28 protein-coding genes and 2 riboswitches are annotated in these 21,664 nt (G+C 43.0%); of the genes, 8 read left to right on the top strand and 20 right to left on the bottom strand.

Features of this window, described 5'->3' with window-relative positions; translation table 11 throughout:
- Window positions 1-200: 200 nt before the first annotated feature.
- Both NIE88_RS04380 and NIE88_RS04375 read left to right on the top strand, forming a co-directional pair.
- A complete protein-coding gene (locus NIE88_RS04380; RefSeq protein WP_253059347.1) occupies window positions 201-602 on the top strand; it encodes a DoxX family protein in 402 nt (133 codons plus the stop codon).
- Between the two features lie 169 nt (window positions 603-771).
- Window positions 772-1,065, top strand: a complete 294-nt coding sequence (locus NIE88_RS04375) for an NADPH-dependent FMN reductase (RefSeq protein WP_290446310.1) — start codon at window positions 772-774, stop codon at window positions 1,063-1,065.
- Window positions 1,066-1,439: 374 nt separating this feature from the next.
- Here NIE88_RS04375 and NIE88_RS04370 read toward each other — a convergent pair whose 3' ends face one another.
- The 4 genes from NIE88_RS04370 to NIE88_RS04355 all read right to left on the bottom strand — a co-directional run bounded on the left by NIE88_RS04370 (window position 1,440) and on the right by NIE88_RS04355 (window position 3,023).
- Window positions 1,440-1,610, bottom strand: a complete 171-nt coding sequence (locus NIE88_RS04370) for a hypothetical protein (RefSeq protein WP_253059345.1) — start codon at window positions 1,608-1,610, stop codon at window positions 1,440-1,442.
- Window positions 1,611-1,792: 182 nt separating this feature from the next.
- Entirely contained in the window at window positions 1,793-2,311 is a 519-nt protein-coding gene (locus tag NIE88_RS22570) for a YcxB family protein (RefSeq protein ID WP_253059343.1), read from the bottom strand.
- Window positions 2,251-2,511, bottom strand: coding sequence for an XtrA/YqaO family protein (locus NIE88_RS04360; protein WP_253059341.1), 261 nt, complete (start codon window positions 2,509-2,511; stop codon window positions 2,251-2,253). The genes NIE88_RS22570 and NIE88_RS04360 overlap by 61 nt, the downstream gene beginning before the upstream one ends.
- A gap of 341 nt (window positions 2,512-2,852) precedes the next feature.
- Entirely contained in the window at window positions 2,853-3,023 is a 171-nt protein-coding gene (locus NIE88_RS04355; RefSeq protein ID WP_253059339.1) for a hypothetical protein, read from the bottom strand.
- Between the two features lie 116 nt (window positions 3,024-3,139).
- Here NIE88_RS04355 and NIE88_RS04350 point away from each other — a divergent pair, with 116 nt between their 5' ends.
- The gene (locus NIE88_RS04350) at window positions 3,140-3,367 is read left to right on the top strand and encodes a hypothetical protein (protein WP_253059337.1); all 228 of its coding nucleotides are present in this window, start codon (window positions 3,140-3,142) and stop codon (window positions 3,365-3,367) included.
- A 351-nt stretch (window positions 3,368-3,718) separates the two neighbouring features.
- On the top strand, window positions 3,719-3,943 hold the full coding sequence (locus tag NIE88_RS04345) for a hypothetical protein (protein ID WP_253059326.1): 225 nt from the start codon (window positions 3,719-3,721) through the stop codon (window positions 3,941-3,943).
- A gap of 222 nt (window positions 3,944-4,165) precedes the next feature.
- Here the strand turns inward: NIE88_RS04345 and NIE88_RS04340 are convergent, their stop codons facing one another.
- The 3 genes from NIE88_RS04340 to NIE88_RS04330 form a co-directional block, all read right to left on the bottom strand.
- Window positions 4,166-4,405, bottom strand: a complete 240-nt coding sequence (locus tag NIE88_RS04340) for a hypothetical protein (protein WP_253059324.1) — start codon at window positions 4,403-4,405, stop codon at window positions 4,166-4,168.
- Window positions 4,406-4,653: 248 nt separating this feature from the next.
- Entirely contained in the window at window positions 4,654-4,995 is a 342-nt protein-coding gene (locus NIE88_RS04335) for a hypothetical protein (protein WP_253059316.1), read from the bottom strand.
- A 12-nt stretch (window positions 4,996-5,007) separates the two neighbouring features.
- A riboswitch (SAM riboswitch) is annotated at window positions 5,008-5,100 on the bottom strand.
- Window positions 5,101-5,189: 89 nt separating this feature from the next.
- A riboswitch (SAM riboswitch) is annotated at window positions 5,190-5,292 on the bottom strand.
- A 78-nt stretch (window positions 5,293-5,370) separates the two neighbouring features.
- Window positions 5,371-5,658 (bottom strand): LysR family transcriptional regulator, encoded by a 288-nt coding sequence (locus NIE88_RS04330; RefSeq protein ID WP_253059314.1) that lies wholly within the window; start codon window positions 5,656-5,658, stop codon window positions 5,371-5,373.
- 195 nt (window positions 5,659-5,853) lie between these two features.
- Here NIE88_RS04330 and NIE88_RS04325 point away from each other — a divergent pair, with 195 nt between their 5' ends.
- The 3 genes from NIE88_RS04325 (at window position 5,854) to NIE88_RS04315 (ending at window position 9,308) form a co-directional block, all read left to right on the top strand.
- Window positions 5,854-6,651, top strand: coding sequence for a hypothetical protein (locus NIE88_RS04325; protein WP_253059312.1), 798 nt, complete (start codon window positions 5,854-5,856; stop codon window positions 6,649-6,651).
- Between the two features lie 231 nt (window positions 6,652-6,882).
- Complete coding sequence (locus NIE88_RS04320; protein WP_253059310.1) at window positions 6,883-8,253, top strand: dipeptidase; 1,371 nt, start codon at window positions 6,883-6,885, stop codon at window positions 8,251-8,253.
- 188 nt (window positions 8,254-8,441) lie between these two features.
- A complete protein-coding gene (locus NIE88_RS04315) occupies window positions 8,442-9,308 on the top strand; it encodes an aldose epimerase family protein (protein ID WP_253059308.1) in 867 nt (288 codons plus the stop codon).
- A gap of 64 nt (window positions 9,309-9,372) precedes the next feature.
- On the opposite strand, the gene NIE88_RS04310 is transcribed toward NIE88_RS04315, so the two are convergent.
- From NIE88_RS04310 to NIE88_RS04270, 9 genes are all read right to left on the bottom strand, one after another.
- The gene (locus tag NIE88_RS04310; protein WP_253059306.1) at window positions 9,373-9,711 is read right to left on the bottom strand and encodes a hypothetical protein; all 339 of its coding nucleotides are present in this window, start codon (window positions 9,709-9,711) and stop codon (window positions 9,373-9,375) included.
- Window positions 9,712-10,480: 769 nt separating this feature from the next.
- The gene (csrA, locus tag NIE88_RS04305) at window positions 10,481-10,720 is read right to left on the bottom strand and encodes a carbon storage regulator CsrA (protein WP_253059304.1); all 240 of its coding nucleotides are present in this window, start codon (window positions 10,718-10,720) and stop codon (window positions 10,481-10,483) included.
- A 3-nt stretch (window positions 10,721-10,723) separates the two neighbouring features.
- Complete coding sequence (fliW, locus tag NIE88_RS04300) at window positions 10,724-11,161, bottom strand: flagellar assembly protein FliW (RefSeq protein WP_253059302.1); 438 nt, start codon at window positions 11,159-11,161, stop codon at window positions 10,724-10,726.
- Between the two features lie 10 nt (window positions 11,162-11,171).
- Window positions 11,172-11,765, bottom strand: coding sequence for a DUF6470 family protein (locus tag NIE88_RS04295; RefSeq protein WP_253059300.1), 594 nt, complete (start codon window positions 11,763-11,765; stop codon window positions 11,172-11,174).
- Window positions 11,766-11,798: 33 nt separating this feature from the next.
- Window positions 11,799-12,692, bottom strand: coding sequence for a flagellar hook-associated protein FlgL (flgL, locus tag NIE88_RS04290; protein WP_253059298.1), 894 nt, complete (start codon window positions 12,690-12,692; stop codon window positions 11,799-11,801).
- Between the two features lie 6 nt (window positions 12,693-12,698).
- A complete protein-coding gene (flgK, locus tag NIE88_RS04285) occupies window positions 12,699-14,213 on the bottom strand; it encodes a flagellar hook-associated protein FlgK (RefSeq protein ID WP_253059297.1) in 1,515 nt (504 codons plus the stop codon).
- Between the two features lie 24 nt (window positions 14,214-14,237).
- On the bottom strand, window positions 14,238-14,732 hold the full coding sequence (locus NIE88_RS04280; RefSeq protein ID WP_253059295.1) for a flagellar protein FlgN: 495 nt from the start codon (window positions 14,730-14,732) through the stop codon (window positions 14,238-14,240).
- Between the two features lie 26 nt (window positions 14,733-14,758).
- Window positions 14,759-15,025: a flagellar biosynthesis anti-sigma factor FlgM gene (flgM, locus tag NIE88_RS04275; RefSeq protein WP_253059293.1), complete on the bottom strand. Its 267-nt coding sequence runs from the start codon at window positions 15,023-15,025 to the stop codon at window positions 14,759-14,761.
- Window positions 15,026-15,137: 112 nt separating this feature from the next.
- Window positions 15,138-15,533, bottom strand: coding sequence for a TIGR03826 family flagellar region protein (locus NIE88_RS04270; RefSeq protein WP_253059291.1), 396 nt, complete (start codon window positions 15,531-15,533; stop codon window positions 15,138-15,140).
- Between the two features lie 264 nt (window positions 15,534-15,797).
- Between NIE88_RS04270 and NIE88_RS04265 the strand changes: the two genes are divergently transcribed.
- On the top strand, window positions 15,798-16,571 hold the full coding sequence (locus NIE88_RS04265) for a C39 family peptidase (RefSeq protein ID WP_253059289.1): 774 nt from the start codon (window positions 15,798-15,800) through the stop codon (window positions 16,569-16,571).
- A gap of 81 nt (window positions 16,572-16,652) precedes the next feature.
- Here NIE88_RS04265 and NIE88_RS04260 read toward each other — a convergent pair whose 3' ends face one another.
- The 4 genes from NIE88_RS04260 to NIE88_RS04245 form a co-directional block, all read right to left on the bottom strand.
- The gene (locus tag NIE88_RS04260; protein ID WP_253059287.1) at window positions 16,653-17,414 is read right to left on the bottom strand and encodes a ComF family protein; all 762 of its coding nucleotides are present in this window, start codon (window positions 17,412-17,414) and stop codon (window positions 16,653-16,655) included.
- Window positions 17,414-18,859 (bottom strand): ATP-dependent helicase ComFA, encoded by a 1,446-nt coding sequence (locus NIE88_RS04255; RefSeq protein WP_253059285.1) that lies wholly within the window; start codon window positions 18,857-18,859, stop codon window positions 17,414-17,416. The genes NIE88_RS04260 and NIE88_RS04255 overlap by 1 nt, the downstream gene beginning before the upstream one ends.
- A gap of 391 nt (window positions 18,860-19,250) precedes the next feature.
- Window positions 19,251-19,991 (bottom strand): response regulator, encoded by a 741-nt coding sequence (locus NIE88_RS04250; protein WP_253059950.1) that lies wholly within the window; start codon window positions 19,989-19,991, stop codon window positions 19,251-19,253.
- A 198-nt stretch (window positions 19,992-20,189) separates the two neighbouring features.
- Window positions 20,190-21,365, bottom strand: coding sequence for a sensor histidine kinase (locus tag NIE88_RS04245; RefSeq protein ID WP_253059283.1), 1,176 nt, complete (start codon window positions 21,363-21,365; stop codon window positions 20,190-20,192).
- Between the last annotated feature and the right edge of the window lie 299 nt (window positions 21,366-21,664).

Below are 21,664 nucleotides of genomic sequence, written 5' to 3'. Positions count from 1 at the left end.
TAATAGAGGTTAAATCAAACTAACCGCTCTTTACCACCCACACTATGACGTGGGTATTTTTTTCAGAAACACACTATAAATATATAGATGTATAGAATTTTGTTAAATACAGTTCTTAAACAAGCATTTTTGTTGAATGATGTTTTCCAAGTATTTATTATTTAGAATGTCTTATATTTTAAATTGGAGGGGAAACTAATTTGCTGAATTTAGGAATTTTAATTATTCGCCTTATATTAGGCTTATCATTTGTTGGTCATGGAGCCCAAAAATTATTTGGTTGGGCTGGGGGGTCTGGATTAAAAAGTACCGGTGGATTTTTTGAATCAATAGGAATAAAACCTGGTTTTCTTATGGCTGTTCTCGCCGGGCTATCTGAATTTATTGGTGGTATTTTATTTACACTTGGTCTGTTGACGCCACTTGCCGGGATCATCATTGCAGGAACAATGATTGTAGCCATCGCCACTGTCCATGGGAAAAATGGATATTGGGCTACTCAAAATGGTTTCGAATATAACCTCCTTATATTTGCCGTATCTATTGGTATTGCTTTAACAGGTGCAGGGACTTATTCGATTGATGCACTTTTATTTGGGTAATTAAGGAAAAAATAGGAGAATTCCCTTTTGAAGGGTGGTCTTGATTCAACAGCAACATTACGAGAACTGCAAAGCTAATCATCTCATCAATGTTAGAATTTAATACTGTAGTTAAGATGACGAAAATCGTGTTCCTGAATCCTGGCAAACCTTTCGGCAGACAATGCAGTTGATTGATGCTGTTTTATTTGTAACTCCCGAATATAATCGGTCAGTCCCTGCTGTTTTAAAAAATGCACTGGATATAGGTTCACGTCCATATGGGCAAAGTGTTTGGGACAAAAAACCGGCCGCAATCGTTACTGCATCTCCCGGCGGAATTAGCGGTTTTGGTGCCAACCATCATCTACGTCAATCTTTAGTATGTCTTAATATACCAACGTTACAACAACCAGAGGCTTACATTGGTCACGTTAATTCACTCATCGATGAGAATGAGAAATCACAAATGAAGGAACTTTGAAATTTTTCCAGACGATTGTTAATGTATTTGTAGAATTGATTAAGAAATACAATTAAAGACATAAATTCAACGCATTTTAATAATAGCACGCTTAATTAAGACTAGTTCAGTACTGAACTAGTCTTAATTTTATATATTTTTTGAATGCCTCAAGTCTTGTTATGCAAAAAGAAAACGGGGACCCGCCGAATAACGATTCCCCGTTTCCTAGCTGCTTAGTCAGCTCTGTTAAGTATATTTTAACCTATTATGTATCCGGTGTATTTATATACCGCGCAGTCACCGTGGGCGGTCGAGTTACGCAAGATACTAACATTCGCGACTGTTTTCCAAGCGCCGTTACGATTTCGGGTCGCACATTCTCATTACCTATATTATTCCGCTTTAAGCACTGCCTGCTTAATCAGCTGCGGAATGAGCGCTTTAATGTCGCCAATCGCTGACTTTCCAAGAGCAATCAACTCCGGAGCTTGAGCAATGGAAGCAAGGCCATCAATTGTCTTGTTGACAATGTCCGCCTGCGATGTGCCAAGGGGTTTGTCCACTGCCTTAATTTAAAATAGGTTCTCCCCCCATGTCCCGTATCTCCCCTTGGGGGGCGTTTGTTCCAACTGTAACTTTTAGTATGCTTCAGTTAGTAAATTCTGTGAATTTAAGTTTTACTTTCGGCATAGTTACCCATCCCTTATTTTATTTGGGGATCAAAATTCCTCCCCCTCGTCCCATTTCACTGTTGCTTGCTTAAATGAACTTTCTTTTCCGGTAGCGACACCCTGATCAAGTTTCGAAATTCATTTATATCATCAGCATTTTCAAAGAACCGTTTTGGAAGAGAAATTGCCAAAAACCTAGATACCTGTAAACGGAACAGATCCTTATATTCATAGGCAGAGATCAAATCGCCCCATTCATAGCGAGCATTTGAAACGCCCTTAGTTAGATCAAGCCCATCCTTGCTTGCTACATATCGTATTTCCTGTTTCATGAGCTTATTGCTTGCATACTCTCTTCTTATCCGAAAATAAAGAAAGAGTACAGCCAGCATAAAAACTACCAATGTAGCTATCAGAGATAAAATAAATGAAACAACCCACATATCAGGAATAGTCAGTGTTACTATGGAAAAAAGAACTAGAAAGTAGCACGCCATCATAATAATTGTCGACTTTCTTCTTGTATAAAAAACTAATTTTTTGTAATCATTAAATGAAACTGTTCCTCCAAATTCAATTCCTTCACTGTGCACTCAATCGTCTCCCATTTTAAAATTCTTCGCCTTCGTCCCACTTCACGCTGATGAGTAATGATCTTCGTCTCCCCAAACTCCGGCAGATTCGCTATTTTTGCTTTCCCATTTCCAATCACAATCACTTTGTTATTTATTCCCATTATATCAACATTCAGCTGCATTGTGGCAGGATCTATCTTCATTTCTTTTAATCTCACGGTAATCCCTCCGATATGTTAAAATGAGGTATCGGATAATCGGGAGTGATCCCGATTTTTTTGTCAATTCCGTCCCCTTGTTGGCGCAGAAAAATTATAAGGGAGCGATCAAGTTGGAATGTAAAGACACTCATATAAATGGTTTAAGTAATAATGATTTAAGCGACATGCTTTATAATGCAGAACTCCGATATAAAATTTTGTTAATCGCCCATAATTTAGCTGATGATAATTTTTATACAAAAAGCCATGCAATAAATGACCTACTAGATGTAATCTCGATCACGAAATAAATGACTGTGCCAACTCGTTCCTATGTCGCTTTAGTGTTATACTGCAAATTATTGATCAAGATCAATATCTTCAAGACCAGTCCAATACCCGTCACCCGTATGCATGTTCTGAACGCATATGGAAGTACCAGTGTCATATTCCATAGCATCTACAATTTCAAGCTCAACCGTTTTCGTTGCTGTTTGTCCAATTAGATCGTTTCTTTTCTTTGGCTTCACTTTAATAGCTCTCTTTTATTCGTTGCATATTAACCGTCAACTGCGCAACATTTCAAATCATCCCCAACGCATTCCGGAGTATAATAAAACAAAAGTAAATGTTTGGAGCTGATCGAATGTTTCAGAACGTTTTCACTAAGTTCAAACGCCATTTTAAAGAAAAACGCTTTTTGTATTTTGAACTTCCGTATTTAGTTATTGGAGCAGCATGGCTGACCTTTACTCCTGACAAATATCATTTCTGGATCACTTATTATGTTTTTGCCTATTTGTTCCTCGTAATGATCTTCGACATCATCGACTGGAACAAATTTAAAAAACACAATCAAAACAACGATTTCTGAAATATCCCCTGACCATCACATCTTGAAAGGACTGCATGCAGATAATCCAGCACAATCCCATTCCGGCTTCATACCGACTCGCAGTTCTCCAAAAACCATTCATAAGGAATGCTCTTTCTGCCGCCGTTCGGCACCGCGTCATACTACTTAATAAACTCCTTAATCGTTAGGATATAAGTCTCTTGGAGTACAGACACGAAAAGATAGGGCTAAAAGCGGATACCGTCTAAAGACGATGGGTTTAGACCCCGCTTTTGGAAACTAAATTTATGAGACGATTTAACTGTGAAAACAAAGCTAAAAATCAACATCTAAACAGGTGTCGTAGATATTATTAATGCATTCTTGATTATGATCTCTTGGCTTGTTGTACGATTTTCAGCTATTGGTGAAGCAGTTTCCGGAGGCAAAGGGCATATTACTGGTGGTATCGGTACATTCTTTTATATCTGTGCTGGTATTGGTTTGGTGCTTCATATCATTGCTCTTATCAAGTCTAAAAAAGCAGGAATTTCAATTGTTGGTCATGTATTAGGAATCGTGGCTGTGCATGCTTTTGGGGCTTACATGGTATGAAGGCCCATTACTTCAGGAGGTAGCGGACCGGATGAACATTGAAATACATCGTTCTCCGCTGTATAGTTAGGCGTTGCGGGTTAAAATGAAAAAGAACACCTCTCAAAAAGTGATCCACTATTTGAGAAATGTCCTTAAAAGAGAAGTAGCAGAAACAAAATGAGAGGTTTTTGCTACTTTTTTCATTTTTTGATCCGATCAGAAGCCAGAAATCCCTTTAGATTACTTCATTTTGCTCATCATATCCATCATTTTTGTCATCATTTCATCGCATTTATGCATACAGCTCATCATTTCGTCCTTGCTCATCATCGTGTCGTCCATCATCATGTCCATGCCCGACATTCGTTCCATCATCATCTGCATGCACTTCATTTGGCACATCATTTTGTCCATTTCCATCATCATCATCATGTTCATCGGCATCATCATTGATTTGTTCATCATATCCATCTTTTCCATCGTAAAATCCCTCCAGAATTTTGTTTTGTGGAAAAAGGTCGAGTGACCAATGAAAAATCAATCACATGCTGCTTCTCTCCACAACCTAAATTTACCATGGAAAATAAACTTACTCAAAGCATATTTGCCGTGTGCAAAAACGTGTGAATGGCAAAAAGGACATTAAGGCTTGCCCTCATGCCTAGTACCGCTCTTCAATTGATAAAAAACTTCTATGAGTCATCTTAATATTAATTTAATCTTATTTGTTATTTGCAAATTCTCTGATTTTGAATCCTCAATCGATCAATTTCTTTGCCAAGTTCAATGCGACGATGCTTCAGCACAAACAATTCTGCTGTGACTGCATCATTTAATTCCTGTTTGCCTGTACGAAGGCTCCGATATAAATGAAGGATTTGCCGATTAACATACGTGAACTGTTCCTGTAATTCCTTTTCCTCATGTACTGCAGGCAATTGGGAAGGTCGCACATATTCAATAAGTTTCGCCTTGATTTCAGCCTGCCATGCGTCATCATGGAGCTGCTTCGCATAAAGGTACAAGTCCAAGTAATCATCAATTTGTAAATCATTCGTCTGTGTTGTCATTTTAAAAATCCTTTCTTATCTTCATTCCGGAATTAGCACGGTACTTCTTTAAAGCCCGTTGCTGAGACTTCACAGGGCCGGTCCCTCCGCCTCTCTCGATAAGAATGATCCGGCATTTTTTCATAAGAACAAAATGAAAAACGATCATTTCCCTCGAAGATCAAGAAAAATAACCGCTGCCGTTCGCTTTATTTTTCTTATCTCTCAGATTAACTCTGCTGGAATTAACACCATGCACACGACTGTGCTGGTTGTCGGGTTTCATGGGGCCAGTCCCTCCACCACTCTAGATAAGATTATTTGATTAATAATAGTTTAACGTGAATTATTACCTTTGTCAACGTTTAATTTATACTTTACCTATCGGAATTAAAATCATTCGATTTTCGATGAATCACATGTATTTTCTTTATTTTTTCCAAGCTCATATGCTTTGTGATACATCTTCACCATCCGTTTTGCAATAGGAACGAGTTTTTCTCCTTGATCGGACAATCGAATGCCGCGCCCTTGACGCACAAACAGGTTTACGTTTAATTCCTGCTCAAGTGCCTGAATACGCGAGGTGACCGACGGCTGTGACAGAAAGAGTCTTTTGGATGCGCCATGAAAACTGCGACACTTTACGACCATGAGAAACGTATTCAATTGGTCAATCGTCAAGACTGCATCACGTCCTTTACCATCCTGGGTGGTTCATACGCCACTGCTTCTTTCGCCCTTTTTGCGCCTCATCCCAAGTATTGTTACGATTGTACGATTGAAAAATCGTTTCGTCAATGATTATTCCTATTATTTTTATGTGTTTTATGCATTTTATCGATAAATGTATTTTATCACATGGTAAATCAGGGGTAAATGAAACAAGTACTTGCGGGAAACAGTACTATTAATGAGATACTCATTGAACAAAATGAAAAGGAGCCAATGATGCAGACAGCTAAGCTAACCCATAATGTTCTTGATGTAGTCTTGAAGATGCCGGGATTAAAGGTCAATCGTAAAGAATTTTTCAGGCGGTCATTTCCAAAAGAAGATTTGGAACGACTGATTAAGATCGGACCTGTAAACTATTTTGGACAAGCTGAGCTTGAAAAACGGGCCGCACAGCTGATTCATAATGCAACACTAAAAAGCTCAGCGATGTCGTTTGCCGCCGGAATCCCCGGCGGTCTGGCCATCGCGGCAACAATTCCCGCCGATACAACGCAGTTCTATGCGATCGCACTGCGTCTCGCGCAGGAACTTGGCTATCTCTACGGTCGAGAAGAATTATGGAATAACCAGGAGCTCGCGACAAAAAGAGGACGTGAAACACTGATTCTCTATCTTGGTGCGATGCTCGGGGTCAGCGGTACGGGTGCGATGCTGCGCGTACTGTCATCGAAGCTTGCCGCCGGCGCTCTTGAACGAATTCCGCAGAAGTCCCTGGAACAGACCATTTATTATCCATTGATCCGTAAAGTTGCCGCTTTTTTCGGTGCGAAAATGACAAAAAGCACCTTCGCACGCGGCGTATCGAAAATCGTGCCGGTTTTAGGCGGTGCAATGGCTGGAGGAATCACTTACGTCACAATGAAACCGATGGCACGCCGTTTGCAAAAGGAGCTTGCCGCCGGGATGGTCGATAATCCTGACCTGTTAGAGCAGACTTGATTGAACTCAAACAAATCGACAGCATGCCTCATCCACAGGATCACAAAGAATGACGCCTCAGCACAGGTGACAATAGGTCACCTGTTTTTTTCCATACCTTCTCCTATATCTTCAGGATTTACACTATTATCAGAATAAACTAAACTAATAATAGTTTTACTTTTTAAACGGCTCTCTCGTAAAACCTTACGAGTAAGTGCCGCTCAATTTAGACAGCAGGAGTTGGAGATCATGTTAAGCAACTGGAATGGCTATTTAGATGAAAATCAAGACCGTTTTCTTGAGGAATTTTTTGAATTGCTGCGGATTCCAAGTATTTCGGCGGATCCCGCCTATGCGAAGGATGTGCGTGCGGCGGCCGAGTGGGTCGGCGAGCGTTTGAAAAAGGCGGGCATTGAGCATGTACAGATGTTGGAGACCGGCGGACATCCGGTGATTTATGGGGATTGGCTGCATGCTGAAGGAAAGCCTACGGTATTGATCTATGGACATTTTGACGTTCAGCCGGCCGAGCCGCTGGAATTATGGGATTCCGATCCGTTCGAACCGGTTATTAAAGATGGCAAAGTATTTGCTCGTGCCGCCACTGATATGAAGGGGAATCTGCTTTTGCCGATTGTCGCTTGCGAAGCACTGCTGCAAACAGACGGTGCGCTTCCGGTAAACATTAAGTTCCTATTTGAAGGCGAGGAAGAAATCGGCAGCCGTTCGTTCAGCAGTTTCCTTGATGCGCATCAGGATCTGCTCACCTGTGATCTTGTGATCAGTGCCGACAGCGGTGTCGGAACAGAGGATCAGCCAACCGTAGGAACAGGCGTGCGCGGGGTATTCTCAGCGCAAATCAATGTGAAGACGGCCGCTATGGACATGCACTCGGGATTCGGCGGTGGTATTGCACCAAATGCGATTCACGAACTGGTGCGCATTCTTGATTCGATGCGTGATGAGAATGGCCGTATTCTGATCGATGGATTTTATGATCAGGTACATCTGCTCACAGATGAAGAAAAGAAGCAAATTGCCGATTTCGACGCATTTCCGGATGCGATGCGTGAAAACGTCGGTTTCAAAGAATTTTATGGCGAACCAGAATTCACACCGATGGAACGCGGAGTTGCACGCCCAACACTGGAAGTTAACGGTATCTGGGGCGGCTATCAAGGCGCCGGCGGCAAGACAGTCATTCCCTGCGAAGCACACGCCAAGATCACCGCACGCCTTGTTCCCGACCAGGAACCGAAAAAAATTCAAAAGCTGTTTGAACAGCATGTCAAAGCACATACGTTCCGCTCTGTGGAAGTATCGATTGAGGACGAACATGGTACGCCGCCATATCGTGTCCCCGGAAATGATCCTGCGCTGAGAAAACTTGAACGCGTACTGGAAGAACTAACCGGCCACCCGGTCAAGCGCCAATGGGCCGGCGGATCGGTTCCGGTGACCAGTCTTTTCAAGCGAGTACTCGGAGCGGAAACCCTTTCGCTCGGCGGTTCGCAGGATGACGAGCGGCCGCATGCACCGAATGAGTTCTACCGCTTAAGCAGTTTCACACGTATTCAAAAAGCGTATTGCCTGTTTTTACAGGAACTGGCTAAAAAATAAGAAAATAAGAGCAACACAGCTGCTGAGTTTGCACACTCAGCAGCTTTTTGATTTTTTAACAACGTTTTAAATGTTTTTTGTTATTTTTTTCACACAACTAATGTAAGCGCATAAAAATTTTGGTAGAGTATTTATGTAGAACTGCAGATTTTTCAGTCGTTCATAAAACATTAAATCGAGGGATCGACATGTATCAGGTTAAAGAATTTGATCAGCAAGGCTTACATTTCTTCCGACTAACAGACGGGATTTCTTACGTTGATATCTGTCCGGAACGCGGCGGCATGGTAACCGCTTTTCATACGGACGATGAAGACATTCTGTTCATGAACGAAGCCACGCTTTTTGACACGAGCAAAAATGTGCGCGGCGGCATTCCGGTTCTCTTCCCGATCACCGGTCAATTAACCAATAAGTCCTATGAATGGAACGGCGTGCCTTATTTCATGGACAATCACGGACTAGCGCGCACCAGAGCCTGGAAGGTCGCAGGGCAATCCGCCGGTCATGACTGCTCGGCGCTGAAAATCACATTCCATAGTTCAGAGGATACGCGAAAATCCTATCCATTTGACTTCGAAGCTGTGCTCAGGTACACACTGTCGGACGGTGAATTGACTATCAGTCAAACCATCAGCAATCTTTCAAATGAAGCAATGCCAGTCTACCCAGGTTACCATCCTTATTTTAAGATGAAGGATCAACAGCTTCGTATAAAAAGCAGGGCAGCCAGCTATTTGGATTACAATGATCATGAAACCAAACCGTTCAGCGGCGAAATCAATATGAAAGGACTAAAAGAGTCTGTCGTGCTGCTAAACAGCGGCGATCCGCAACTAGCCTTTGATTTCAACGATTCGAAAAAAATTGTGATCAGCCAGGATCCTCGCTATCGCTATACCGTATTATGGATTGAAGGCAATCAGCCGTTCGTGTGTGTCGAACCTTGGACCGCACTCACCAATACACTTAATGAAAATAATGACGATTTGCTCATGGTGGCGCCTGATGAACCATTGGAACTGAACATAGCAATACGTCTTGATAAATGTTAAGTTGATCGATTCAAAAACGGCCGCTCTCTTCTGGAGCGGCCGTTTTATTGGATGATACATTACATTAACTGATGCTGCGCTTCTGCTCTCTAATTTGGCTAAGCTCCGCCTCCAATTCCAATCTGCGCTGTTTTAGCGCGTACAGCTCATTTGTAATTCCTTCGGTGAGGTCGACGTTGCGTTTACGCAATTGTTGATACAGGCCAAGAATTCTGCGATTGACATAACCGAGTTGGACACGCAGATCACTTGCTCTCTGCTGATCACGGTCAGCCGTCGCCTTTAAAAAAGCCGCTAAATTATTTTTGATTTCCTTTTGCCATTCTTGATCGTCAATTTTTGTAGCGAAGAGATACAGATCCAGATAGTCATCGACTTTGGCATTATTTTGATGATTCATCACGTATTGCATCCTCCTTTTTATACCAGCCCACTAGTTTCTACTCGTCATCCCAATACATGGCTTATGCAGCTAAGGATTATGAACGTAACGGCGATTCGTCTGCCATTCGTTCCGAAAAAAGTGTGTTTTGTCCATTTTATTAAAAAGTCTTTTTTTTGTTACACTTTATAATTATTTGAAAAATAATCAAACACTTTCCTCTATTCATTGCATCCCATCATTTTTTATCCATGCTCATTTAATTTTTTTTATTTTAACGTGAACGATTCAATCTGTCAAAAGATTTATTTCATATAGGATGTACCATACACCATTTTGCAGGCTTAGTCCCACGATTCATAAAAAATCGAGCAATGCCTTCAAGTACAGTAAAAGTTTTTTTCCCTTTTCAGACAAACCAATTGTACGGTTAATGCAGATAAAACAGAGGAACATTTAATTTTTTTTTGAGGTAATTCGTGTCTGGGAGTTGAGTAAACGGTGTGCACGTAAAATATGACGGGACCGTTATGCCTGACAACTGCAAGGAATGGTTCAATTTGATCAATGGTCACTATTCAGCACTTTCACTTCTTGCCTGCTATAGGTTGTCAAACTGAAGGCATTATGGCTGTTGTTCATCGGTTGATCATACTGACTTTTCAAATTAAGGGTAAGTACGCTCCGATTGAGCACGTTCGCGAGTGATTCACCGCAGACTGTACTTCCGCCCACCTTTTAAAATTTTAAACTTATACTGTATAAAAAAAACACGGCTGCCCGCATCTGATTAATGATCCTTCTTCTTCATTGACTTCATCGTGTTCAAAATATCTGTAGGAAGCTTACCAGATGCCGCGGAATTATTCTCTTTGCAAATTGCTTCATAAATTTCACCACGATTAACATCAACTTCATGCGGTGCTGTGATCCCAAGCTTAATCTGATCACCGGACACCGCTACAATTTTCACCTCAATATCATCGCCGATATGTATCGATTCGCCCAGCTTTCGGGTCAAAATAAGCATCGGTTACACCTTCTTTTCCTGAAGCTGTCCGTTGAGCGGCATTCGAAGAGAGTAATCCGATCGCTCAGGTATATACTGTTTGCCGAATTTTTTATGAATATTGATAATGATCGGTGCATTTAAATTGACTGTTGAATCTGAAAAAGGATTGTGTACGCTGATGATTACCCATACTGCGACGTCCTCCTGCGAACGAACTTCAAGCTGTTCCACAAAATGGTCGGGCAGATCTACGCTGTAATTCTCAAAATAGTAAAAAGGCGAGGTAACAATGAATGCGACATCTGCATCATCTACCGACTGAAGAATGGAGAAAGCTTCACCAAATGGCTGAATAATGAAACGATGGTCGTGCGCAAAGCCGGGAAGCCCTGATGAGAACAATATAATATCTTTTTCTTTGATTTCCTGTTCACCAAAATATTTTGTTTGGATGATCATAGCACATTCATTATCCTTTCTCATCAATGAAGATGCCGACGGGCCAAATGTCAAGTGATGGATATTGTTCCATTGATATGTTGACGCGACCTGGTTGATAACTGTATTCTGGTGCATTTATTGTCGCTTGAATAATCGGTGCCTGCGTGCGCCAATTCACCTGCAAGGTTGCGGGTATCACATCATAACTGACTGCTTGGGATGCCGGTGTGTCTCCGGTACTGTAACGTGTACCGATGACTGCCGCATTCACACGATCAGCTGCCTGCTTTGCAAACAAATTTCTCCCTTTATTCCGCTCAATATGCAGAAGCTCGTCTCCTTCTTGAGAATGACGAGCGATTCCTTCAAGTACCGCCTGTTTGCCGGCATCCGCTGCCTCGGCAATACGTATTCTTGCCGATTTTAGATCAAGATTATGCCAGCCTGCCGACTGATCAATCTGAACATGTGCCGATTCTCGATCAATCGTCATTTCCGCTTTCGGCTGCTGAATGGATTGTCCTGCTTTCGGTTGACGGATCGTTTGCGTTGCATTTTGCGTACTTACGGATATTCTACCGAAAACTTGTCTCATTTCTACATGCGGAAGAATTTTAGCCATATGATCGACCTACCTGCATTCATAAACTAGTTGTTAATTTAAAAAGTCGATGAGTGATGTTTGAATGATTTTCGCTCCGACAGAAAGCGATGCATTGTAAACATTTTGCTGTTGATTTAATTTCACAATGGTCTCAGCATAATCCGCATCTTCATTCCTTGACATGACGTTTGTCGCCACAGTCTTCTGCTCAGCCAACCGATTCTTCGTCAAATCAATCCGATTGGTTTTTGCGCCTAAATCGGCCTGAGCACTGGATACTTCATCCAAATGTGTGTCAATTTCTGTTAAATGTGCACTGATTTGACTGCCTGTCGCCGTGCCTTCAGTTAAGTCCTTTTTCAATTGATTTAAATCTTGAAAAAGCTGATCATTGAAGACTGCCTCAGGCTTCACATTAATCGTTATCTGAATGCCATCGTTGACAGCCACAGAAAAATCAGGCTGGCTCAAATCAGCAACGATTGAAACAGTCCCGTCAGACGCTTGAGAGAGTAACGGATGCGCTGAATCACTGCCGCTGAAAATGTACTGACCGCCGACCTGTGTATTCCCCAAAGTAACCAATTGCTGTATCAGTTGATCCACTTCCACGCCCGCCGCCGCACGCTGATCTGCTGTATAGGTATCTGTACTCGCTTCATTGGTCAGCTCACGAATTCGATTTAGCGCATCATCAACTTGTTTCAGTGCATCATCGGAACTATCCAACCATTTATACGCATTTGTTACATTTCTTTGGTATTGTTCGACATGGTTGACATCCGTACGATAGGATATTCCCATCGTCGCAACGACCGGATCTTGTGACGGACGCGTAATTTTCTTGCCGGAAGCAAGTTGACTCTGATAATCTGCCAGTTGGCTGTAGCCGCCGGAAATATTTCTCAATAAATTATTGGCCATCATACTTTGTGTTACCCGCATTCAATATCACCCCATTTTATTGATTAAAGTATCCAACATGGTGTCCAGAGTTGTGATAACCTTTGCAGCCGCACCATAGGAATGCTGAAATTGAATCAGATTTGTTAATTCTTCATCAAGCGACACTCCGCTGATTGAGGCGCGTCGATTTTGTGCCGCATCAAGCATCACTGCGGAATTGCTTGTAAATTGGTTGGCAGATTGAGCGTTGACGCCGATTTGGCCAATCAGACCCTGTAAATAATTTTTCAAGGTTATTTCTTCTCCATCTGTATCAATTGCATATTTGTTGGTAGCGATCACATCGGCCATTGCCGTGGCCCCGCTATTGTCGCCGCTTGGCATGCCATCATTTGCCGAAGTCACGTCACTCCCGCTTAAGTTGCTGTTGACATGAATATTCAAAGCGGTCACTGTTCCTGAATCTGTACCTGATCCACTGCCAAGGAAGAATAGACCCTTTGTATCACTGTAACCCGCCGTATTTTGATAAGCCGCATTCAAATTCTCCGCCAATGCGCTCGCCATATTGTCCAAACTTTTCAGCACGCTCGGATAGTCAATGGTATAGGCATCAATTAATCCCTGAAGTTTGCCGGAAAAATTAGTCAGATTGCCTGTAGATACAGGCGTTGTATCATCTGCCTGCACCATGGATACCGTAACGGTTGGACTTGATGCATTCGCTGTATTGATATCTGCCTTCAGATGATTATTTGACATTCCTGCTCCGTCCACCAAAGTGGCCTTAGGTTCATACGAGCCGCCATTAGCGTCCACAAGCTCGATCGTATATTTTCCCTCAGCGAGCGGCGACGGATTGCCACCGCTTGGCTCTTTTGTTACCTTAATATTCACTAACTGTGCAAGCTTATCAGTCAGCGCGTCCCGCTCATCATACAAATCGTTAGCAAGAAAGCCGTTTGCTTCCTGCTTGTTAATTTCTTTGTTAAGCGCATTGATTTGATCGGCGTAATTATTGATCAGTTTTGTATTTTCCGTGATCTGCTGATTCAGGTTATTCTGAACCTTGCCTAAGGATTTGGCAATATAATTAAACGTGTCGGCAACAGCCGCTCCCTTTTGCAGAACCACCGTACCTGTGCCGGATGTACCCGAATTTCCTGCCAAGTCTTGAAGAGACTGCCAGAAACCGTCTAACTCAGATGAGATTCCCGTGTCTGTCGGTTCGTTCACGATATCTTCCATCTGGCTGTATGCATCACTGAGAGCGCCCCAATAGCCGTTTTGGTTGGAATTGTCACGTACTTGAAGATCAACGAACTGGTCGCGAATACGAACAATTGCTTCATCGTTAACCCCCGTTCCAACTTGTCCCGCTCCGCGAGCAGCATTAATGCCGACACCGGGGTACGGAAGCCAAGTTGTTAGATTAACACGTTGGCGCGAAAAACCGTCGGTATTGGCATTTGAAATATTATGACCTGTTGTCTGAATCGCCGACTGTGTGACCTGCAGCGCCCGCTGCATCATATTTAAACTGGAAAAAATAGGGATCATTGTTGCTCACCTCCGTCTAAAAAATTATGTCCGAGAATCAATGCGCCCGCTGAAAACGGATGACGATGACTGCCCACCTTTTGGATTGGGATAATTGTTCAACGCCTGCGTCTTTGGTTTCAGCAAACTGATATTCAGCCTGACCCAAATCAGAGAATCACGAAGAAGTTCCTGATTTAACGTATTTGCCTGTTTGAGTGCATACACGCTTTTTGTCAGTTTCAGGTAAAGTTTTTGCCATTTTTCCTGCTCATCTTCATGAATAACCGCCTGTTCCCATTCTGAAAATGTGGCATCTGAGTGTGTGCTGCCTAAATCATATTCAATCACGGCAATACGTTTCTTCTCAAGCCTGATCAGTTCATCAACGAATGGAGCTTCTTTGTTTGTGATCGCGCTCACCGTCTGCGCGTCTTCCCTTTTAATCGCTTCACATTTGCGTTCGGCAAGTTTGCAAAGCACATCATGCTGACTGATCATTGCTTTGACTATTTGTTCCATGCGCTCAGCAGACAACATTTTCCACTCCTCATTGCCGAATTCTCTTACTGCTTGTTCCAGAATCCGTACATTTTTTCCGCAATACTTTTTGCCGGAACATGGTAAGTTCCATTCTCAATTTGCGATTTAATTTTCTCAATTTTATCCTGCCTGATCTCATCCAGCTTCTGCGTGCCTTGCAAACGTTTCGCCGCATTGGAAATTTCTACTTTATCATCTGTCTTCGATGCTGTCGATTGCTGATCGCCGGATTTCGCCGTCTGATAATTATTCGTATAGGATTGTACCGGTTGGTAACGATTTATTTTCAATGAATTCACCTCGTCTCAGAGGAATTTACCGTATCATTATCATTTCTATTTACATTGTACATTTTATTCCACTCTTTATATCGACAAGAAAGCGAAAATCTTTAGTCTTTAATCATTTCACTTCGGTATGGTAGGTTTTTCCTTTGGCGGCTGTTTGCGAATCAGCGGTTTGTTCCTGCTGCATATCGTGTTCCAAATTTTTGCGGCAATGCTCGCATAAAGTACCATTTTGTATCGTTCGTCCGCATGAGCGACATGGATAGCCAAGGTTGGGGAAAACAGCGGTTTTGAGTCTTCCCTCACGAATCCACTGATAAATCCAGTCGAGATCAACACCAGTTGCTTCATGAACCTGTGTAACCGTAGACATTCTGTTTTCTTGTTTGCGTATATAAGTGTAAACCATATCAAACAGCTTTTCCTGTTCTTTTAAACAACTCGGACAATAAGGCGAAGATACTCGGACAAAAAGTTTTCCGCATCCTTTACAATTTTCGAGTTCCGACACTTAAATTCCTCCTTGCAGCAGCTAAGAAGCCTGTATACACATTTTCCGCTCATCTGTTATTATCGGCAGGAAGTCGGTAAAATTTAGCTGAACTGTTACAAATTAAGCCGAAAATACTTCAGATAAGGTGGTACACTAACAACGCACTGTCATTATCCCATGTATCGCTTGATTAAGGAATCACAAAAAATTTGATGTATGAACCTACGCGCAGCATGATCCATACGATCGCATTATATGATTGCAGTGAAAGGAGATGGCGTGATGCATTTCAAAAAGCATTGGTTAAGCTGGTTTCTTGCTTTTGACATCGTGCTTGCAGCGCTGCTCTTTGTGCTTTATTCACCTGAAAATCGATCAATTAGAAGAAGATGGATATCGGATGTATTCTTTGAAGCAGACCGGATTAAGAAAGAGACAACCGGGCAACCGAGAAAAAGGTCAGCGCGCATTGACGCGCCTTTTATTCTCCAAAAGCCGGAATTGCCTCGTGGCTGTGAGGTTACCTCATTAGCAATGCTGCTGCAGAAGGCAGGTATCCGTGTAGGAAAAATGGAACTCGCTCGCGAAATAAAGCATGTCCCTTATTATCAAAACCGACAGTTCGGAAACCCAAATGAAGGATTTGTCGGCAGCATGGAGGATGCCAAGAAACGCGGGTACGGCGTGTATCATGAGCCGCTCGCACAACTGGGCCGTCGCTATCTTCCCAGTCGTATCATTGACTTAAGCGACAAATCATTCGACGCAGTATTTGCACAATTAAACGACGGTATTCCTGTAGTTGTGATTACAAATGTAACGTTTAAACCGCTCGCAAAGAATTATTTTCACTATTGGCGCACAAGCAGCGGGGGTACGGTTAAAGTAACAAATCAGGAACATGCGGTGCTGATTACAGGCTATGATCAAAATAAGATTATCGTTAACGACCCACTCAGAGGAAAAAATACGATTACCGACCGTGCTTCATTTATTAAGGCTTGGGAACAGATGGGCGGTCAGGCGATCAGCTACCGAAGATCAACTCTATTCTGAATAAAGCTTCACATCATTTGCATTGATGTAAAGCTTTTTTATACAAATGTCATCTGTGAACTTGCCCTCGCCAAGTTTTCTTTATGCATGGATCAGCGTAAGCGAATCCACTTTCAACGGATTTCCTTTTGACAAGGCATATGCGGCCAGGCGCATGGTTGCTCCGGTCGTGTAGATGTCGTCAATCAACAAAACGTTCTTTCCCAAGATGAGTGATGCATACTCGTTTTCTAGGCGAAAAGGCGTGTCACGAACAATTAATCGCTCACGACGGTTTTTTTTACTTTGCTTTGGTTCATGTCTTACTCGAATGAGCGCATTTATGATCGGCATACCCAGCGTCTCGGCCAACACTTCTGCCTGATTAAATCCCCGTTCCGCAAGCCGCTTCATGCTGAGCGGGATGGGTACAACGATATAATCACCGGACGAACGAATGAAACCGGATTGCCATTTCAATCGTTGCTCCTTCCTTATTCTCCGAAAGCTTCTTTTCATTTCATTTGCAAAACCACAGGCAAGAACGGAATCCCCCCGAAATTTGAATTGATTCAGCACATCTTTGATAAATGCATTGTATTGGTAAACAGCATGATTTCTTTCATACAGCCCGTTTCTGCCGCTCTTTTTCCATTGCATACAATCGTTGCAAATGTGCCCATGCACTGTTCCCGAATCAAGCAGCAAAAGGTCTCTGCCGCATAACTGGCAGCTGTTTTGCGAACCAATAAGCGCCAGCCGATCTCGGCACGAACGACAAAAGCCGGGACTGTCTGCTGCACGAAGCAGGCTGCGAAACGTCAGCATTTCCGGCTGATCTGCACCGCAAAACAGGCAGTGCATCAACGAAAACCCCCATTCTGATTCATTTGCTCGATTTGTTTGCGTGCACGAACCATTGCCATGGTTTTACCGTTATGAAAAAAAATAATATCACCGGACGGAAATTCTGCCGATCTTCCGACACGGCCGGAAATCTGAACAAGCGCGCGATCGTCAAATACAGGATCATCAGCTCCAACCACGCAAACCTCGACACCCGGAACAGTCACTCCACGTTCAAGGATAGTCGTTGTAACTAAAATATTGATTTTTCCTTTGCGAAAATCGCTTACCTTTGCATGGCGATGCGGATCTTCGGCATGAACACCGGCCGTTCCGCTAAAACCGGCTCGCTGCAAAAGCTCTGTTAAATCGCGTGACAAAGTAACAGAAGAGACGAATACAAACATTTGACGTTTTTGACCCATTTTTGCACGCAGCCATTCGCAAAGCAAAGATGGAAGTTGCCCTTTTCGAATCAACTTCAGCCAGTTGCCGATCCATCGAAACTGCGGCTCGGGCAACGGATGTCCATGATAGCGCCTGGCGAGCATAACACCGCACAATTTTCCGGACAAATAATCGTTCTTCAAATCCGCAGGCGGTGTCGCGGACAAATAGGCAATTGGAGCCCCCGGCCTAGCAGCTTTCCGAATCGCGAACTCCAGCATCCGGTCGAAATGATAAGGGAACGCATCGACTTCATCGATAAAAATGCAGTCAAAACAATTAGAATAGCGGATCAATTGATGGGCCGTCGACACAACGAGTGGTGCATCCGCATTTGATTCTTCACTGCCGGCATAAAGCCCGCTGATCGGAACATCCGGGAAAGCCGCACGCATACGCGGCAGCAGTTCACGGACAACATCCGTTCGCGGAGTTGCCAGCACAACACGCCGCCCGTTCTTCAGCTGACGTTCAATCGCTGGATAGATCATCTCCGTCTTGCCGGACCCGGTGACAGCCCAGACAAGAAATGATTTGCCGCACTCAAGTGCCTGATTCAGCGCTTTGGCAGCTGCGCTCTGTTCATCGGACAAGGTGCCGTCCCACACACACAATGGGCCATTCTGATGGATAAAACGATGATGCAGAGCAGGTTCGGGTCCGCACCATGTCACCAGTTTAGTACATGAACGCACAATGCCCATGGTCAAACAATGACGGCAGTAGATACAGTTCTTTCGGCATCGGCCGCATGTACATGTCGCAAACGTTTCTTGGTCGCGATTGCCGCATCGCGCGCAAAGCCATTTTTTTCGATCGGTTAGCAAATCAAGGACACTTTCATTGAGCGGTACAATGCCGGAACGGACAGCAACATAACCCTTCTTCACACAGTCTTTGATCACTTTTTCAGACAATGGAAGTTCTTCAGCACGAAACTCTCTGCCATGCAATATGTGCTGAACATTAGCATAATCATTCGGGGGCAGACCTTTACTTCGGGAGAGCAGGAGCATAGACAAACCTTCTTTCGGAGATTAAGTTGAGGGGATTACAAATAACCGAGAGATGAGACACAGTGGAAAAGTGAGGCTCCCTAGACATAGAATCAATATAAAGAACGGTAGTTAAAATTTACTGAGAAATTTAAATCTTTAATAATCATTTCGACACTAACTACTAATATCCTTCAAGATCAGAAAATTTTTTTGATGCTTCGCACGCAGGGAAAAGATTCAATGTGATCAATTTTTTGGTCCAATGAATCTGGATCAGCATTTTGTTTCCGGTAAAACTTAAACTAGCAAATAATGCATGAGTAAAAGGATATCTTTGTGTTCATGAATACCAAAAGCACAGCATGTTATCTAAAGAAAAACGAGAGCCGCTCGCAGCTCTCGTTTTCTCTCAATATATTTTTACCCAGCCATTTTTAATTGCTTCAACAACGGCCTGCGTTCGATCTTCTACACTCATTTTTTGAAGAATGTTGCTTACGTGATTCTTCACCGTTTTTTCACTGATATAAAGATGTTCGCCAATTGCCCGGTTGCTTTTGCCGTCTGCCATCAGCTGCAGCACCTCACATTCACGGTGTGTCAAAATATGTAGCGGCGGTCGATATTCAAGATCGCGGAACCCTGAAAGTTCTGTAGAATAGCCCTGAGTCGCAAGCCTTCTGAACTCATTAACTAAATTGTGCGTTACTTTCGGATGAATATAAGCTCCACCCTGTGCAACAATTCGTACCGCCTCAATCATCGAGTCTGCGTCCATTTCCTTCAGTAAATAGCCTAGTGCACCTGATTTCAGTACATGAGTGACATAGCTTTCATCATCATGAATCGAAAGAATAATCACCTTAAGACCCGGGTGATTTTTAATCAGCTGTCTTGTTGCTTCGACACCATTCAATTTCGGCATATTAATATCCATCAATACAACATCAGGATCTGATTCCTCAATCAGTTTTTCTGCGGTACTTCCGTCATCACCTTCGGCGACAACTTCAAAATCGTTTTCCATGTCTAAAATTCTTTTCACGCCTTCACGAAACAGACGATGATCGTCAATCAACGCAATCGTTGTCACTTTCGGTCGCACATTTGTCACGATTATTCCTGCTGCTAAGCAAACGATCTCATGCATGCTCATCTTTAGGTGCATATCTCTCTCGTTTTATTAAAAAGACTGCCAAAAAATAAGAAAAAATGCTAGATTCATAATCCTAAAGAGAACAGTCGTTATTCGCATATCCCGTGCCGCAACAGTTTTTCACCTCTCTTTTTTCACTGTAGCCCATGCGGATCGGTTCCGGGACTTACCTCATCCGCCACTTTTGCTGCGTTATTTGCTAAACATGTCTTCCTGCTGAATCGGTATGTTTATAAGCACTTTGGTTCCTTGCCCGGCTTCTGAATGAATCGTCAGTTCGCCATTCAATAATTCGGTACGTTCCTTCATGCCGATCAGCCCGTAACTTCCTTCTTTCTTCACTGACTGATCAAATCCTGCGCCGTCATCTGTAATCAGAATGAGTACTTTATTCTCCCTGTATTCAATTCTAATACTGATATGCGATGGATTTGCATGGATACAGGCGTTTTGAACCGCCTCCTGAATCAACCTGAATAAAGCGGCTTCAATTCTTGATTGCAGTCTTTTCTCCTTCCCCATACTGTCGAAATGGATACTTAGAGAAGGGTAATCACTGTTCACTCGGTGAAGGTATTTCTGCAGCGTCGGCACAAGTCCAAGATCGTCAAGACTCATTGGACGCAGATCATAAATAATTCTCCGAACTTCGGCCAGAGCGCCCTGCACCATTACTCTGTACTTTTGCAATTCGTCGTGCGACGCCGCCATCCCCTCTTTTTTCCCGACACGTTCGACCACATCGAGACCAAGCAACACCTGTGCAAGTGTCTGAGCGGGTCCGTCATGAATTTCACGAGAAAGTCTTTTTCTCTCTTCTTCCAGTGCTTCAATGACCTTGAGCCCAAATGCGCGCTGCTCCCTTGCGCTGGCGATCACCTCACCAACTTGTTTCAGATCACTCGTCAAGTAGTTCAATACGACCGTAACTTGTCCGACCAAGCTCTCTGCTTTGTGAATGGTCGCCTTTAATTGAATCAGGCGTCGCTCAAGTTCGTCTCGCCTTTTCTTCATCTGCCGTTCCATCTCACGAACAATTGACAGATCGTTTTGAATGGAATTCGCCGTTTCATAGGCGTGGCGGATGTCTTCCTCACCGTACTGATTAAAAGCTCTGCTGATCTCAGCTAAATGGCCTCTCGATTTTCGCGCTTCAATCTCAAGTGTGTCGCTTCGATCAATGATTCCTCTTAGCTCTTGCTTTACAAGTTGGAGTTCTTTAACCAGCGCGTCATGCTCTTTTCGTGATTCTTCGCCGATCTCGAAAATCTGAGATTTGCTGTCGCTCACATTATCAATCATGCTATTGATAATTTTATCAAGATGCTTGACATCAAGTTCTTTCTTGAATGGCTTGCTGGTTGACATAATTTCCCTCCATAACAAATGTAGCCGAACCATTACGGACGTGCTAGCCACCTTGTACCTATCTGTATCTAGGTATTATGCACTAATTCATGATGTAACCATCTGCCCGCTTCATATAATTGTTTTCATAATATACGAAATAGCAAAGCACAATCAACCAATTTCATATATAATTTCTTTTAAACATGTCTATACCCATTGTTTCTTACTAAGAAACAAAAGGCAAGTGCAAATGTTACCATGTTTCCATGTCCCTTTTATCGATTTCTCTGGTATTTTTTGAATCGACGGACGCAACT

The sequence above is a fragment of the Sporolactobacillus shoreicorticis genome (assembly GCF_024125445.1).
GTDB classification, from domain to species: Bacteria; Bacillota; Bacilli; order Bacillales; family Sporolactobacillaceae; genus Sporolactobacillus; species Sporolactobacillus shoreicorticis.
This window is presented reverse-complemented; position numbering and strand designations above follow the sequence as displayed.